Here is a 15,759-nt window from a genome sequence, read left to right as displayed (position 1 = left end):
CGTGGATGTTATCTCGTCTACAGCGGGTCAAGGTGCGGCAGTGGTTTGTCGCGTTCGGTTCTGTTTACGGAAATTCGTTGGCGCGCCTCTTAACCTCTTTTGGGTTTGGTGGCCTAGCTCTCGGCACGTTTGCTGTAATGCTCCTTATCCGGTGGGGCGTTGGGTATGGCGAAGCCGCAAACGAAATGCTTGTTAGGTTTGCAGAGTTTTATGCGGGGCTAACCGTTTTGTTAGGCTGGGCATGCGTCAATTTTGTATTGGCATTTGCTGGCGCGGGCCAGAAGATCAAACGCGACGGGCGCTGGTATGACGATCACTTTATCTATAACGCCCCAGTGCTGATTGGAGCTGTCAAAACGGATCCTGGAACAGCATTAACAGTGACGTTGCCCAAGCTGTCCAAAGCGCCTAGGAATTGTAGGGTTAGGTACCATGTCGAGTTCGCGCCTAACAATAAGCTGTGGGAGGCGTTCCTTAATACTGAGGCTTATCATTTCGAGGTTCCGTCACTTGCTCACCAGCCTTCTCGTAGAGAATGGGGTTTGACTGGTGAATTTCTAATGTTGAAAAACAAGTGTGTGGAATTAACAGTCCGCCCGGTAGTGGAAAATGCGGATGCTGTTATTGCCCGCGTGTGGATGGAGTCATGGCAGATTCAGTAAAGAAATTTGACGCCCTGTTGCAGGCAATGGTTAGCGCGCCACCGGGCGCGGAAAAGCCAGCAAAAGCAGGTCAAACATCAACTGGGGCTGCTTCCGCAGATTCCACACAAACTCGAAAGAGCCAAGATACGTCTCAAGATATTTGGGCGAAACCCAAACGTGGGTCGAGCGAATAGAGCGCTTGATAATCGACCAGAAGCCTTCGATCTCGTTTGTGTGAGCGTCACCGCGCACGTATTCCTTGGCGCTGTGGTTCACGACCTGATGCTTGTATCCCCAGCTTGAAAGGCTGCGATAGGATGACCAGTCATCGGTCATGACGCGCGAGCCTTCCGGCACGTTCTGGCGAATATGGGGTAGGACGGTTTTCATATAGCGGTTCGGGACAACACGGGTGATGACCTCACCACCACGTTCCGCCATTCCCATGACCACGATCTTGTTTTCGTATCCGCGCTTGTCTTTGCCGCCGATGAAGGTTTCATCAATCTCGACCGCGCCTTTGCCAGCACCGCCTACAGGGCTGTCACCATCGACTTGCCCCATATATTCGCGGATCAGCTTCGCCATGCGCCATGCGGTTTTATAGGTAACACCTAGCTGGCGCTGCAATTCCTTGCCGGACACGCCATGCCGCGAGGAGCAAAACAGATACATGGCATAGAACCATTTGCGCAGCGACGTAGAGGACTTTTCAAAGGCGGTCCCGACTTGCGGGAACACCTGATAGCCGCAGTATTCGCACTCGTAACACTGGCGGCCCGTCACGCGGTAATAATGGGCATCCCTGCCGCATTTGCCGCAGGTGTGACGGTCGCCATAGCGGACGCGCATAAGGTGTTCCAGACAAGCGTCATCCGTTGGGAAGCGCTCCATGAATTCGAGGACTGTAGGTTGCTTGCTCATGGCTATTTTATAGCACAACAAACTACATGGTTCAAGGGGATAATAGGGCTTGACCTTTACCCGGAACACTCATAGAACATCCGGAGAAGTTTCCGATTTGTTCCTGCCGGGGTCTGGCCATGCTGACACGCAAACAACACCAGCTTTTGCTCTTCATCAACAAGCGTTTGAGCGAGGATGGCGTCTCGCCCTCCTTTGAAGAAATGAAGGATGCGCTGGACCTGGCCTCCAAGTCCGGCGTGCACCGCCTGATCACCGCTCTGGAAGAACGCGGCTTTATCCGACGCCTCGCGCATCGCGCGCGGGCGCTGGAAGTGTTGAAAATGCCGGACTCCGCCTCGCCGGCTGCGATTGCCGCTGATGCCGGGAATGTGGTCCGTCCCGATTTCGGGGCCGATCCGGAACCCGCGCAGGGAATCGAGATCGCCGTGCTCGGCAAGATCGCTGCCGGTGTGCCGATCGAGGCCATCCAGCACGAGCAGGACCGCATCATGTTGCCGCCGGATCTCGCCGGCGGGCGCGGCGAACACTACGCGCTGGAGATTGAGGGCGATTCCATGATCGATGCGGGCATTCTCGACGGCGATATCGTGATCATCGAGCGCTGCGATACCGCCACCAATGGCGATATCGTGGTGGCGCTGATCGACGAGGAAGAAGCCACGCTGAAACGCCTGCGCAAGAAAGGCGGGTCCGTGGCCCTGGAAGCCGCCAATCCGGCTTATGAGACCCGCATTTTCGGGCCGGACCGTGTCCGCGTCCAGGGCAAGCTGGTAGGGCTTATCCGCCGCTATCACTAACTGCCCAGATGCGCCGGCCACGCCGGGCCTCGACCGGCGATTCGCGGACAATGCGGCCATCCTGCAGCCACAGGGCGATGGAGCCACCGTCCTGCAGTTCGCCCAGGTCCACCAGCCGGGCTTCACAGACGGCCCGCTCGACGGGCGAGGCAAAGGCTTTCAGCACAACAATATCGGAGACAGCGCAGTCTTCGCCAAGCGTTTCCCCGCTTTCGCTGACGGTGATGGCCAAACCTTGGGCCCGGCCCGCGCAGCCGCGCGGATCACATTCTATCCCGTCCCGGCCCGGGCGGACCGGCTCTCCCGCCTGTTCGAGAAATACCGATGTTGCAAAGCGGGCCCGCCGCCGGTCTGTACTGGCCCAGCCTGCGCCCTCCCCGTCCTCAAACCTGGCCAGAACCACGCCTTCCTCGCTGATAAAGGCGTCAGGGGGCTGGTGGACAAACCAGGCCGCATAGGCGGCGATCATCGCCACAGCGCCGATACGCCGGACCAGACTGGAGGCGGCGACCAGCAGCACAAATCCGAAGGCATAGAGCGCCAGCACGGCCCCCGGTGCCGAGGCGGCCGGTGCGAGAGAGCCCGGCCAGGACGCCACGCCTTCCGCGATCCACACCACCCATATCAGGCCGCGGCTCATCACCGCGAGCGCGGGCCCGTCCAGCCCGAAGGGAGCGAGCGCCAATGCCAGCGCGCCCGCCGGCATCACCACCAGAGAGAATACCGGCATGGCGGCCAGATTGGCGGCCAGCCCGTAGACGGCAATGCGGTTGAAATGAAAGGCGGCATAGGCCGCCGTCGCACTGCCGGCCACCAGAGATGAAAAGGACAGGGTTCCCCAGAAGCCGATAAATCGGTCAATCGTTCCCTTCTGCCGGACATGGGTTTCACGCCGCCGCCACAAATCGAACGCCGCGACCAGGGCCGAAGCGGCGGCAAATGACATCTGGAAACCCGGTGCCAGAATGCTTTGCGGTTGAAGGATCAGGATGATGGTTGCGGCCAGGGCGATGGATTGCAGGGAAATCGCCCGGCGTTTCAGCAGCACACCCAGCAGGACCACCGAGACCATGACGAAAGCGCGCTGGGTCGAGACCGACGCGCCGGACAGGATCAGGTAAAGCAGTGCACCGGTCAGCGCGATGAGTGCTGCCGGAATGCGCGGATCATATTTCCGGGCGAATGCAGGAATGGCGGCCCCCATGGCCCGCGTCACGAAAAACAGCCCGCCGGCAAAGAGACTCATATGCAGACCGGATATCGCCAATATGTGCCCCAGCCCCGCTACGCGCAGGGCTTCCGCCTGATCCGGCGGAATGCCGGACCGGTCGCCGGTGATCAGGGCCGCGGCAATGCCCGATGTCTCCGGCGCGGCCCGTTCACGGATATGTTCGGCCATCTGCCAGCGCCAGCGGGCGAGCAGGCGGCGCCACCGGTCCCCGTTCACCTCCGCCGCCGCGAGCGGGGCAATGGCATAGCCCGTCCCGCCAAGACCGGAGAACCATGCGGCAAAGGCCGGATCATACCCGCCCGGAACCGCCGGCCGCCGCGGCGGCGTCAGCACGACCCGCGCAGACACGCCCTCGCCCGGCCCGAATTCGCCGCGGCGTGCATAGAAACGGATGCGCTCCGGCGGCCGGTCCATACCGTCCAGCGAAGCGACCCGCAAAATGACCCGCTCCCGGCCATTGCTGTTCTGGACAGCCTCTATCCAGCCCTCCACAGCCCGTGCCCGGCCAGAGTCCTCAACAAAGATCATGTCTTGCGACAGCGTGTGGTGCTGTGCGCGTGCGAAGCCGAAGGCGGCAAATGCCGCCAGCATCAGGATCGACCACAGGAGAGGCCTTGCGGCCGCTGTCGTCCAGCCAGCCAACACGGCCAGCAGCCCGGCGGTGGCGAGCACGCCGGTCAGCGCCGGAGGCGGTTCTGCCTGCAAGCCGTAATAGACAATCGACCCTGCTCCCAGGGCGACGGGCGCCCAGATGGCCATGCGGACCGGTCTGGCCAGATCCATTTGGCCGATTACCATTGTCCACCGGCTTGACCCCGGCGCTGCTCCGGGGTTCAGATATGCTGTATCCGTCTGGCGCAATCGGCTGTTCCATCCCCCTGTCCGCCATGCTACCACGCGCTCATCTTTTCGCAGTGCAACATGGTTTCGCGAGTGCAAAACACGACACAACCCATCGTTACACGCTTTGCGCCCTCTCCGACAGGCTATCTCCATATCGGCGGGGCGCGTACAGCGCTTTTCAACTGGCTTCTAGCGCGTGGTGCGGGCGGAAAATTCCTTCTGCGCATTGAGGATACGGACCGCCAGCGTTCAACCGAAGATGCCACGCGCGCCATTCTCGATGGCCTGACCTGGCTGGGTCTGGACTGGGATGGCGCGCCTGTCTCACAGAATGCCAATGTGCGCCGTCATGCCGAAGTGGTGGACGAGCTGCTGGCAAAAGGCCGCGCTTTCCGCTGCTACATGACCGAGGAAGACGCTGCGGCGGAGCGTCAGGTGGCGTTTTCGGAAGGGCGCGCCCTGCGCAGTCCCTGGCGGGACCGCCCGGGTTCAGAAACGCCTGCGGATACTCCGTTTACCGTGCGCTTCCGCGCCGGTGATGACGACATCATTGTCGAGGACGCTGTCCAGGGTGATGTGCGCTGGAAAGGCAAGGAATTCGACGATCTGGTCCTGCTGCGCAGCGATGGCACGCCGACCTATAATCTGGCGGTTGTCGCGGATGATCATGATATGGGCATCACCCACATTGTGCGCGGCGACGATCATCTCGTGAATGCCGCCCGTCAGGCCCAGATTTATGATGCGCTGGGATGGCAGCGTCCGGTGTTCGCGCACGTGCCGCTGATCCATGGCCCCGATGGCAAGAAACTGTCCAAGCGTCATGGCGCGCTCGGCATCGAAGCCTATCGCGATCTCGGCTATCTGCCTGAAGGTCTGCGCAATTATCTCCTGCGGCTGGGATGGTCGCATGGCGACCAGGAATATTTCACCGATGCCGAAGCGCAGGCCGTTTTCAGTCTTTCGGGTCTGAACAAGGCGCCGGGCCGGCTGGATTTCGACAAGATGGCCAGCGTCAATGCGCATCACATGAAGCTGGCCGACAATGCCCGCCTGCTGGAGCTGGTCTCGCCCTGGTGCGAAAAGCTGGCAGAGGGCCTCGATACGGGCTCCACGGCCTTCCGCGCGCGCCTTCTGGCGGCGATGGATGTGCTCAAGACACGGGCCTCGACCCTCGCCGAACTGGCCGAACAGGCCTATTTCCTGTTCCGGCCGGTTCCGATCGTGCTGGAAGGCAAGGCGGCCAAACCCCTGAATGGGGATGCGCCGGAGCTTCTGGCGCGGTTATTGCCGCGTCTGGAGGCCCTGCCACACTGGGCTTCTGCCCCACTACATGCCGAGCTGGAGGCTTTTACAGAAGCCGAGAGTATCGGATTCGGAAAAATCGGGGCGCCTCTCCGGGCGGCTCTGACCGGCGGTGCACCTGCGCCGGACCTGTCTCTGGTCATGGAATGGCTGGGACGTGATGAGGTCTTGCGCCGCATGGCGGATCAAATCAAAACGGGCGTATAGGCCCGAGGAAGACGAGAAGGAAGACCATGATGGAAACCAAGGCTCAACCCAATGGCACGGCCACGCTCACAATCGATGGTCAAACCTATGAGTTTCCGGTTCTGAAAGGCACGATCGGCCCGGATGTGGTCGATATCCGCACGCTTTACAGCAAGGCCGGCGTCTTTACCTATGATCCGGGTTTTACCTCGACCGGATCCTGCGAAAGCCACATCACCTATATTGATGGCGATGAAGGCACCCTGCTCTATCGCGGTTATCCGATCGACCAGCTGGCCGAACAATCGAGCTTCATAGAAGTCTGCTATCTGCTGCTGCATGGCGAATTACCGAGCCCGCAAGAGCTCGAAAATTTCGACATGACGATCCGCCGGCACACCATGCTGCATGATCAGTTTGATCAATTCTTCCGCGGTTTCCGCCGCGATGCGCACCCGATGGCGGTCATGGTCGGCACGGTCGGAGCCTTGTCCGCCTTCTATCACGACTCAACCGACATCAATGACCCGCAGGCCCGTGTCATCGCCAGCCATCGCATGATCGCGAAAATGCCGACAATTGCGGCGCGCGCCTATAAATATTCCATCGGCCAGCCTTTCATCAGCCCGCGCAATGATCTCGATTTCGCCGGCAATTTCCTGCGCATGTGCTTTGCGGTTCCGGCCGAGGATTTCGAGCTGAACAAGACGCTCGCCAAGGCCATGGACAAGATTTTCATCCTGCATGCCGATCACGAGCAGAATGCCTCGACCTCGACCGTCCGCCTGGCCGGCTCCTCCGGCGCCAACCCGTTTGCCTGTATTGCCTCCGGCATTGCCAGCCTGTGGGGTCCGGCACATGGCGGCGCCAATGAAGCGGCGCTCAACATGCTGGAGGAGATCGGCACGGTCGACAAGATTCCGGAGTTCATTGCCCGCGCGAAGGACAAGAATGATCCGTTCCGCCTGATGGGCTTCGGCCACCGGGTCTACAAGAATTACGATCCGCGCGCGAAAGTGATGCGTGACACCTGCCATGAAGTACTGGACGTGATGGGTGTCCGCGACGAGCCTCTGCTGCAGGTCGCTCTGGAGCTAGAGAAAATCGCGCTCGAGGATCCCTATTTCGTCGATAAGAAACTGTATCCGAATATCGACTTCTATTCCGGCATCACCCTGCGTGCGATGGGCTTCCCGACCTCGATGTTTACGGTTCTCTTCGCCCTGGCCCGGACGGTGGGCTGGATCGCGCAATGGACCGAGATGCTGGAAGATCCGGTCCAGAAAATCGGCCGCCCGCGCCAGCTCTTTGCCGGTGCGACAGAACGCACCTATGTACCGATTGCCAAGCGCTAGCCGGTGGACTTGCGGGCTGTGACCAGACCGGTCACGGCCCTGGCCGCCCGGGCACTGGACTGACCATCGCCTTTCATGGTCAGGGCGGCGGTCTGCAAGGCCGGCCCGCGGGAGTGCCCGCTTCTGACTTCGGACAATAAGGCTGTGACGGATTCCGCGAGAACTTCAGCCTTCGCGCCGGTCTGCGCATGCTCGATGATCAGCTCTTCATCGGCGGCGATATTGACGAGGCTGAAATACTTCGCCTTGAACAGAATGAAGCGATAGATGAACCAGCTCAGCCATCCGAGCTTGTAGGTCGCCACGGTCGGCACGCCCGCGAGTGCGAGTTCGGTCGTGGCTGTGCCCGAAACGGCGAGTGCCACAGTCATGGCCGATGTGGCATCGCGCTTTTCATCTTCCCCCAGCAGGTAAATGTGCGGAAGACGCGGGTCGCCCGCAATATCTGCGGCAATCCCTTCGGCAATCGCCGGAGCCAGTGGCGAAACGAAGACCGCATCTGGTTCGGCTTCCGCCAGCAGGGCGATGGCGTCCCGGAGCACCGGTCCGATACGGCGGCGTTCACTCTGACGGCTGCCGAAAAGCACGCCGATGACCGGCGCGCCCGGCGCAATGCCATGACGGGCCCGGAAGGCCAGGCCGTCCCCGGTGACCGGCCGTTCCAGCGCCGGATTGCCAACAAATGTCGTGGGCAGGCCGGCCGCTTCGAACATCGGGGCGTCAAAGGCGTGGATGGTCAGCAGATGATCAACCGAATGCGCGAGTATCCGGGCGCGCCCGGGACGGGCTGCCCATATCTGCGGGCCGACATATTTGATCAGCACCGGCGGGTTTTCCCGTTTCTGAAGGCGCTGTGCGACGCGGATCATGAATCCCCATGAGTCGATCAGCACCACGGCATCGGCACCGAAATCCATGGCCGCCTCAACGGTTTCATTGACCCGTTTCAGAATGGTCCCGTATGATTTCAGGCCATCCAGGAGGCCGAGAATGGCCAGTTCAGAAATATCGATGGCGCTTTCCAGGCCAAGCGCTTCCATCTTCTCGCCGCCGACACCGGCGATTTCGACACGTTCGCCATGATCGGCGCGCAGGGCTGACATCAGATCTGCGCCGAGCGCATCACCCGACGGTTCCACCGCAACAAGGAATATGCGCTTTGGGCTACTCATCGGCCCGGGCGGCATAGATGAAAATGCCGGCCTCATCTGCTGCGGCTATGGTTTCATCGCGCCGCGGTATCAGAGCGCTGCCCGCCTGTATGGCGATGCCCGCCAGACCGGCGCGACTGACGCCCTCAACGGTCCGGAGGCCGATTGTGGGCAGGTCGATGCGGCGTTCCTGCTGCGGTTTCGGCGTTTTTGCCAGCACTCCGGCGCGCCCGCCCGGCCGTCCGCGAATGTCATCCGGCAATTCGGCAATGCGGGCGAGCATGGCATCTGTACCTTCCTGGGCTTCGACCGCCAGCACAAGCCCGTTGGCCACGACCGCCCCCTGCCCGATATCATGTGCGCCAATGGCACGCGCAATCTGCAGCGCCTTTCTGACATCCGTCATGGCGGCCGCATCCGGCTCGATTGCCCCCAGGATTCCGGCCTGCGGCACCAGGCTGCTCAATGCCTGATCGGCGCCGATTGCCCGCAGGCCCTTGTGTTCAAATGAATCGATAATCACCCGCATGAGCGCGTCATCGCCATAGCGGGCAGCCTGGGTGATCTTTGGCAGAAGCGCCATGGCGGCGGTGTCCAGCCCCATTAAAGACTTGAAATCCGGGCGGGTAATGCGGCCGATAAAACAGACGGCATCACACCCCGCTTCGCGCATGGCTTTCTGCATGCCCCCGATCTTCGTCACGGGAAAGGCTGCCCGGTCGTATGGCGTATAGTCCTGATCGGCGAAGCCCGTCACTTCGACGATGAAGGGCTTGCGCCCGGCGCTGGCCTCGCCCTGGGCGATCAGAAGCGGTACTTCACCCCCACCGGCGATGATAGCCAGCCGTGACCATCCGGTATGTGGTGTATCAGTCATGCGGCATGCAGATCGAGCGCTTGGGCTCGGCACGAATGAATTCCACGATTTCCATGACCGCCGGATTATTCACATAAACACCGGCGACATCTTCCAGCCGCTCGCTGAACGAGCCTTCTTCGGCGAACAACAGACGATAGGCGGTCCGCAATTCCTTGATCGCTTCACGCGAATGCCCGCGGCGTTTGAGGCCCACAAGGTTGAGGCCTTCCAGATGTGCATAATTGCCGCCCGCTGCACCGTAGGGAATGACATCCTTGGTCAGGAGCGACATCGCATTCACGAAAGCCTGCCGTCCGATCCGGCAGAACTGGACGACACCGGTATAGCCTCCGAGGATAACCTGATCCTCGACAACCGAATACCCGCCCAGCACCGCGTGATTGGACAGAACGACCTTGTTGCCGACGACACAATCATGCGCGACATGGGTTCCGACCATGAAGAAGCCGTCATCGCCAATGACGGTTTCCTTGCGTCCCACACCCGTGCCCGGATGCATGGTGACATATTCCCGGATCGTGTTGCGCTCCCCGATCCTGAGCCAGGTTTCCTCACCCTTGTACTTGAAATCCTGAGGCGGGTGGCCGAGCGAGGCATGCGGATAGATGACGCAACCCGCCCCGATCTTTGTATGGCCGGATATTGAAACGTGGGAGATCAGGCGGACGCCATCTCCCAACTCGACATCGCCATCGACGATACAGAAGGGGCCGATTTCAACGCCCTCGCCGAGCTTTGCCGTTTCGGATACAATCGCACTCGGGTGAATGTTTGCGCTCATAGGACCCCTACGCCTTTCGCGGAAAAGTCGAATTCGGTGACGCGATGGTCCCCGATAAAGGCCTGACCGCTGAATTTGAAGAGCTCACCGCGTATATGCGTGACCCGCACCGGCATGCGCAGAACATCGCCCGGCTTGACCGGACGGCGGAAACGGACCTTGTCCACGCCCATGAAATAGATCGCTGTTTTCGAGACATCGGCATCCAGTGTCTTTGACATCAACAAGGCCCCGGCCTGGGCGACGGCTTCAATGATGAGGACGCCCGGCATCACCGGATTGCCAGGGAAATGCCCCGGAAAGAACGGCTCGTTTGCCGTGACATTCTTGATCCCGACGATGGATTCGCCTTCACGATAGTCTTCGGCCCGGTCGAGTAGCAAGAACGGGTAGCGATGCGGCAACCGCTCCAGGATTTCCTGGATTCCGATGGATGTGCCCGACTCCGTCATGCCTATCTCCGTGCCTTCTTGCCCTGTGCGCCCTTGATGCCGGACAATTTGCGCAACTGTGTCAATTGCTTCAGGAAATTTCGGGCCGGCATGGCCGGGCTCCCGCCCCAGCGCTCACCATCGGGGATGTCATACATGGCAGCTGTATCCGCGAGCAGAATGACGTCATCGCCAATGGTGATGTTGTCCGTCGTCGCGCAGCGCCCGGCGAACAGGCAGTTTCGTCCGATTTTCGTGCTGCCGGAAATACCGGCAAAGGCCGCCATGACCGTGCCGCTGCCAATCTGCACATTGTGGGCGATCTGACAGAAATTATCGATCTGGCAGTTATCGCCAATGCTGGTGTCATCAAACAGGCCGCGATCGATGGAGCAGGACGCTCCGATCGAGACATCCGAGCCGATTATGGCCCGGCCGAAATGCGGCACCTTGATTCGCTGGTCTGCGCCCAACACGACTGCAAATCCCGACTTTCCGATCACCGTGCAGGATCCGATTTCGGTCCGGTCACCAATGGTGGCGCAGGAAATCACGGCATTGGCGCGGATAATGGCCGCCTCGCCGACTTCCACGCCCGGGCCGATGACCGCATTCGGCTCAATGACCGCATGTGCGCCGACCTTTGCTCCGGCACTGATGAAAGCCCCGGGTAAAATACGCGCTGTGGAGTGAATATCCGCCTCTCCGGCGGTCAGCTCTTTCAGCCTGTAGATCGCACCCGCTGACCGCGCAAAAGCCGCGCGAGGATTGACGGTCACGCCGACGATGGCGCCGGCCGCGCGCAAATCTTCCGCCAGCTCGGATTTGGTGAAGATGATGGCGCCAGCAACCGGGTTGATAACTTTGCGCTCGGCATAGCTGAGATGCCCGGCGCGCATGGCTTCGACGGGGGCCACGCCGGTGGCCGAAACGCCATCGGGCGCAAGCCCTTCAAAGCTCGCGCCCGACAGTGTTTCCAGTTCCCGGATAGAAAGCGGACGGGCCGACTCGTAGAAACGTGGATCGGCCACGGACGCCACTCCTTCCGTGTTACTGCTGCGGTTGTTGTGCATCACCTTGTGGAAGGCGGACACGGTTGACCGGAACGGTCGGGAGCCGCGCATTCAGGCTCTCGATCACCTCAGCGCTCGCATCGACGCTCTGACCGGCATAAACCAGCGAACCGCGGTCAATAACGATGTCGGCATTACGGGCGGTCACCACTTCCTGCAACACCGCCTGCAGGGCCTCGAGGACCGGCCGCATGGCGGCGCGTTCGGTTGCCACCAGCTCGTTGGAGTAACGCTGGCGCATGGCTTCGAATTGCTGAGCCTGCTGGCTGACGGTCTGGATACGCTGGATCAGATCCGGGCGCTGCTGAATGCCTTCTTCCGTAATACCGGCGGTTTCGGCATTCAGACGCTCGGCTTCCTCATCGATCGGGGCCCGCGCCGCACGCAATTCGCCGTCCATTTCCTCGGAAATGGCCTGAAGGCGGGTGGCGATATGCTGCCCGACAGCGCTTTCACGAAGGATTTGGTCTTCGTTGATGACAAGAATGGTTTGTTGCGCCATCGCCGGAGCGCTGATCGCCATGAGCGTGACAGCAGCTGCGATGATCGCAAGCGGATTAAGGTGGGAAGGTTTCATTTTAGAATCCTGTTCGTGTGCTGAAGCGGAAGAATTCGGTGCGGTCGTAGGTTTCGTTGACCAGCGCCTCGGCCAGGTCAAAACGGACCGGACCGAAAGGTGAATCCCAGAAGATGCTGAGGCCGGCTGAAACGCGCAGCGACATGTCATCCACGGTGAAAGACTGACCCGTGACTTCGTCGATGATATCATCATCGTCAAGAAGTCCAAGTGTACCAAAGTCGGTAAAGAGGCTGCCGCGGACACCATATTGTTCCGGCAGCGGCAGCGGGAAGGACATTTCCGCGGTTCCGATCGCATAGACGCGACCGCCCAGTGCATCGCCGGCCAGCAGGCGTCCCGTCGCAGCATCACGGACCACAACGCGCGGACCGATGCCAGCGATTTCAAAACCCCTGAAGGAATTTCCGCCGCGGAAGAAGCGGTCATTAATGCGGACATTGTCGCCGCCCCATCCCATGATGAAGCCGGAATTGACACTCAGACTGCCCACAACATTCCAGAAAAGCGGACGATAGACTGCGGCGTTCAGCTCTGTCGACACAAAGCGGACATCGCCACCTATGCCGGCGAAGGACTGGCTGAGATCGGCGCGGAAACCGCGGGTCGGCGTAACGGGATTATCCACGCGATCCCAGCGGAGCGAATAGTTCAGAACCGAGGTGATCCGGGAGCCGGCCTGATTGCGCAAGGCCTGGTTCGCGCCGGCAAAGATGCGGACATCATCCGTCCTCAAAGTGTATTGCAGTCCCAGATTGGTTGAGCGGGTCGTCGGGAAACCGGCGCGCAGGCTGAAACCGGTCGACTGGGTCTCGAAACTGGCTTCATTGATGAAATCGGAGCGCACCGAGAACAGGTCGATACCGGCCGCCAGATTGCGGTCAAGGAAACGCGGCTCGGTGAAACGGATATCAATCTGCTCACGCCGCGAGCTGAGCGCGACCCGGAAGCGCAGAAACTGACCCCGTCCACGCAGATTTCGCTCCGAAATCGACAGATCGACCAGGAACGAATCTGTTGATGAGAAACCGGCTCCGAAGGCCAGCTCTCCGGTCGCCTGCTCTTCGACCGACACTTGCAAGCGGGCGAGATCAGGCGCAGCGCCCTGGACTTCCGTAATTTCAACTTCCTCGAAGAAACCGAGGCGGCGCACCCTCGCCTGCGACCGGTCGATCAGTGAACGATTGAACGCATCGCCTTCCACCAGCTCCAGCTCCCGCCGGATGACATGGTCGAGCGTGCGTGTATTCCCGACAATGTCGATCCGCTCGATATACACACGCGGACCTTCCTCGATCTCGAAGGTGACATCGACCGTCTGCTCGGAGCGATTGCGTGAAATGTTCGGGGTGATGTTGACGAAGGCATATCCGGAAGCGCCGACCGCAAAATTCAGCGTGTCAACAGCATTCTCGATCTGTTCGCCCTGGAAAAGCTGGCCTGTCTGGATCGGCAGGAAAGATTCGAGAACGTCTGAATCAACGTCCGGCAGATCGCTTTCAACGGTGATCTCACCGAAATTGTAGATATCGCCCTCGTCGAGGGTGAATGTGATGTAGAAATCTTCCTGATCCGGCGTCAGTTCGGCAACGGCGGAAACCACCCGGAAATCGGCAAAGCCGCGATTCTGGTAGAATTGGCGGATCAGTTCACGATCATATTCGAGGCGGTCCGGATCATAATTGTCGTTGGTGGAAAAGAAGCGCCACCAATGTGATTCAACCGTAACCAGTTCGCCCCGGAGCTCGCGGTCCGAAAAACTCTCATTGCCAATGAAGTTGACGCGGCGCACGCCCGTCACAGGGCCTTCGGAAATCTCGAAGATCAGATCCACACGGTTTTGCGGCAGTTCGACAATACGCGGCGTCACCTGAGCGGCGAAACGCCCGGTGCGGCGATAGACCTCGATAATACGCTGGACATCGGCCTGGACGCGGGCGCGCGTGAAGATGGCGCGGGGCTGGGCCTGGATTTCTTCCATGATGGTATCATCGTCCGATGCCCGGTTCCCCTCGAGCAGGACACGGTTGATGATGGGGTTTTCCTGCACATAAACGACAACAATCTCCCCGCGATTCTCGATCCGGACGTCGGAAAAGAGACCCGTGGCAAACAGTGTCTGAATGGACAGGTTGATGGAACGCGGATCGGCCGGAACGCCGGGCTGGAGCGCAAGATAAGACAGGACAGTGTCGGCCTCGACACGCTGATTGCCCTCGACCAGCACCTGCCGCAGCGGAGCGGCCTGAGGCGCCTGGTCCTGGGCAGCTTCCGGTGTTGTCTCCGGGGCCTGTGCCGATGCAGAAGCGCCCAGCGGCAATGCCAGGGAAATAACGCAATAGATTGCCGCGGTCAGGACGCGCTGGATACTCGACATACGGGCCGCCGTTCTTGTTTGCGGATCAGGAACCTAATCCGCCCAGATAAACCAAATCGTTCCAGGTTGCCACAAGCATCATGCCCAGCACGAGGGCAAGCCCGACCTTGAAGCCGATGGCTTGCGCCTTCTCACTGAGCGGTCTCCCGGCAACCGCCTCGTAGGCGTAATACACAAGATGGCCGCCGTCGAGTATGGGAATTGGCAGAAGGTTCACTAAACCCAGTCCGATACTGAAAAAACCCGCAAGCTGGACAAGATTTAATGCCAGCCCGCCAACAGCCGCGCCGGCATTCGGGGCATTGTCGACTGTCCCGTTGGCCACCTGACCCGACACGGTCACGATTCCCAAGGGACCATTGAGCATGTTCGCCGAGGCTCGGCCGGTAATAATCCGCCAGACATATTGCCCGGTTGTCCCAATCACGCTGCCGACACGGTCGATTCCTGCACCGAGGGCTTCTACCGGATTATAGGCGCGTTCGTAGGTTTCACCCGAGGCATTGAAGCCGACGACCGCCACTTCCCTATACCCGCCAAAGCCGTCCGGCAGGCGCCGCGATTGCGGCGCCGCGATCAATTGCAGCTGGAGGCCATTGCGGTCGATATCGAAGGTGACGGGCTCGCCCGGACGCCACATCAGCGCCATACGGATATCGGAGAACCGCTCGATCTCCTGTCCGGCAATCGCCAGAATGCGGTCGCCAGACTGGAATCCGGCTGCTTCGGCAGGCGAGTCTTCGCTGACCTCCCCGACAATGGGAAGATATCCCCGTTCACCGAGTGCGCCCGCGAGAACGCTGAAAATCGCAATCGCCAGAATGAAATTCGCCAGCGGGCCGGCAATGACGATAAAGGCGCGTTGCCAGACCGGCTTGAAATGATAACAGCGCTCGGCATCCGCTCCCATTCTGGCCCGCATTTCGACCAGCCTGGCCCGGTCAGGCTCGCTGGCAGCACCGGCATCTCCCATGAAGCGCACATATCCGCCCAGAGGCAGGGCGGCGATGCGCCAGATTGTGCCGCGCCGGTCTTTCACCGCGAATAGCGTCGGGCCAAAGCCGAAGGAAAACACTTCGGCATGCACACCGCACCAGCGGCCGGCGAGATAATGGCCCAGCTCGTGTATAACGACGACAATCGATATCACCGTGATAAACGCGAAAATGGTCAGCAGGCCGGAGCTCAGGAAATCAAACAA

Annotated in this window: 14 protein-coding genes; 4 read left to right on the top strand and 10 right to left on the bottom strand. The window is 60.4% G+C overall.

The window, feature by feature from the left end:
- Positions 1-5 precede the first annotated feature (5 nt).
- Positions 6-662 carry a hypothetical protein gene (locus DBR16_RS05720; protein ID WP_109260293.1) on the top strand — a complete coding sequence of 219 codons (657 nt, stop codon included), beginning with the start codon at positions 6-8 and terminating at the stop codon, positions 660-662.
- Between the two features lie 30 nt (positions 663-692).
- On the opposite strand, the gene DBR16_RS05715 is transcribed toward DBR16_RS05720, so the two are convergent.
- Positions 693-1,568, bottom strand: a complete 876-nt coding sequence (locus DBR16_RS05715) for an IS1595 family transposase (protein ID WP_109260292.1) — start codon at positions 1,566-1,568, stop codon at positions 693-695.
- 119 nt (positions 1,569-1,687) lie between these two features.
- Here DBR16_RS05715 and lexA point away from each other — a divergent pair, with 119 nt between their 5' ends.
- The gene (gene lexA, locus DBR16_RS05710) at positions 1,688-2,368 is read left to right on the top strand and encodes a transcriptional repressor LexA (RefSeq protein ID WP_109260291.1); all 681 of its coding nucleotides are present in this window, start codon (positions 1,688-1,690) and stop codon (positions 2,366-2,368) included.
- On the opposite strand, the gene DBR16_RS05705 is transcribed toward lexA, so the two are convergent.
- Positions 2,349-4,397, bottom strand: a complete 2,049-nt coding sequence (locus DBR16_RS05705) for a ComEC/Rec2 family competence protein (protein WP_109260290.1) — start codon at positions 4,395-4,397, stop codon at positions 2,349-2,351. The genes lexA and DBR16_RS05705 overlap by 20 nt on opposite strands.
- 123 nt (positions 4,398-4,520) lie before the next feature.
- Between DBR16_RS05705 and gltX the strand changes: the two genes are divergently transcribed.
- On the top strand, positions 4,521-5,954 hold the full coding sequence (gene gltX, locus DBR16_RS05700; RefSeq protein ID WP_109260289.1) for a glutamate--tRNA ligase: 1,434 nt from the start codon (positions 4,521-4,523) through the stop codon (positions 5,952-5,954).
- Between the two features lie 29 nt (positions 5,955-5,983).
- Positions 5,984-7,288 (top strand): citrate synthase, encoded by a 1,305-nt coding sequence (gene gltA, locus DBR16_RS05695; RefSeq protein WP_109260288.1) that lies wholly within the window; start codon positions 5,984-5,986, stop codon positions 7,286-7,288.
- Here gltA and DBR16_RS05690 read toward each other — a convergent pair.
- From DBR16_RS05690 to DBR16_RS05655, 8 genes are read right to left on the bottom strand one after another with little or no spacing between them, the layout of a single operon-like run.
- Positions 7,285-8,460, bottom strand: coding sequence for a lipid-A-disaccharide synthase (locus DBR16_RS05690; protein ID WP_170108324.1), 1,176 nt, complete (start codon positions 8,458-8,460; stop codon positions 7,285-7,287). The genes gltA and DBR16_RS05690 overlap by 4 nt on opposite strands.
- Positions 8,453-9,316, bottom strand: a complete 864-nt coding sequence (locus tag DBR16_RS05685; RefSeq protein ID WP_109260286.1) for an LpxI family protein — start codon at positions 9,314-9,316, stop codon at positions 8,453-8,455. The genes DBR16_RS05690 and DBR16_RS05685 overlap by 8 nt, the downstream gene beginning before the upstream one ends.
- On the bottom strand, positions 9,309-10,100 hold the full coding sequence (gene lpxA, locus DBR16_RS05680; protein ID WP_109260285.1) for an acyl-ACP--UDP-N-acetylglucosamine O-acyltransferase: 792 nt from the start codon (positions 10,098-10,100) through the stop codon (positions 9,309-9,311). Before lpxA ends, DBR16_RS05685 begins: the two co-directional genes overlap by 8 nt.
- Positions 10,097-10,552 (bottom strand): 3-hydroxyacyl-ACP dehydratase FabZ, encoded by a 456-nt coding sequence (gene fabZ / locus DBR16_RS05675; protein WP_109260284.1) that lies wholly within the window; start codon positions 10,550-10,552, stop codon positions 10,097-10,099. The genes lpxA and fabZ overlap by 4 nt, the downstream gene beginning before the upstream one ends.
- 2 nt (positions 10,553-10,554) lie before the next feature.
- Positions 10,555-11,562: a UDP-3-O-(3-hydroxymyristoyl)glucosamine N-acyltransferase gene (locus DBR16_RS05670; RefSeq protein WP_161539420.1), complete on the bottom strand. Its 1,008-nt coding sequence runs from the start codon at positions 11,560-11,562 to the stop codon at positions 10,555-10,557.
- A 19-nt stretch (positions 11,563-11,581) separates the two neighbouring features.
- Complete coding sequence (locus DBR16_RS05665; protein ID WP_109260282.1) at positions 11,582-12,181, bottom strand: OmpH family outer membrane protein; 600 nt, start codon at positions 12,179-12,181, stop codon at positions 11,582-11,584.
- A 1-nt stretch (position 12,182) separates the two neighbouring features.
- Positions 12,183-14,558 carry an outer membrane protein assembly factor BamA gene (bamA, locus tag DBR16_RS05660; RefSeq protein WP_109260281.1) on the bottom strand — a complete coding sequence of 792 codons (2,376 nt, stop codon included), beginning with the start codon at positions 14,556-14,558 and terminating at the stop codon, positions 12,183-12,185.
- 25 nt (positions 14,559-14,583) lie between these two features.
- Positions 14,584-15,759 carry a M50 family metallopeptidase gene (locus DBR16_RS05655; RefSeq protein WP_109260559.1) on the bottom strand — a complete coding sequence of 392 codons (1,176 nt, stop codon included), beginning with the start codon at positions 15,757-15,759 and terminating at the stop codon, positions 14,584-14,586.

The organism is Hyphobacterium indicum (assembly GCF_003129605.1).
GTDB lineage: Bacteria > Pseudomonadota > Alphaproteobacteria > Caulobacterales > Maricaulaceae > Hyphobacterium > Hyphobacterium indicum.
This window is presented reverse-complemented; position numbering and strand designations above follow the sequence as displayed.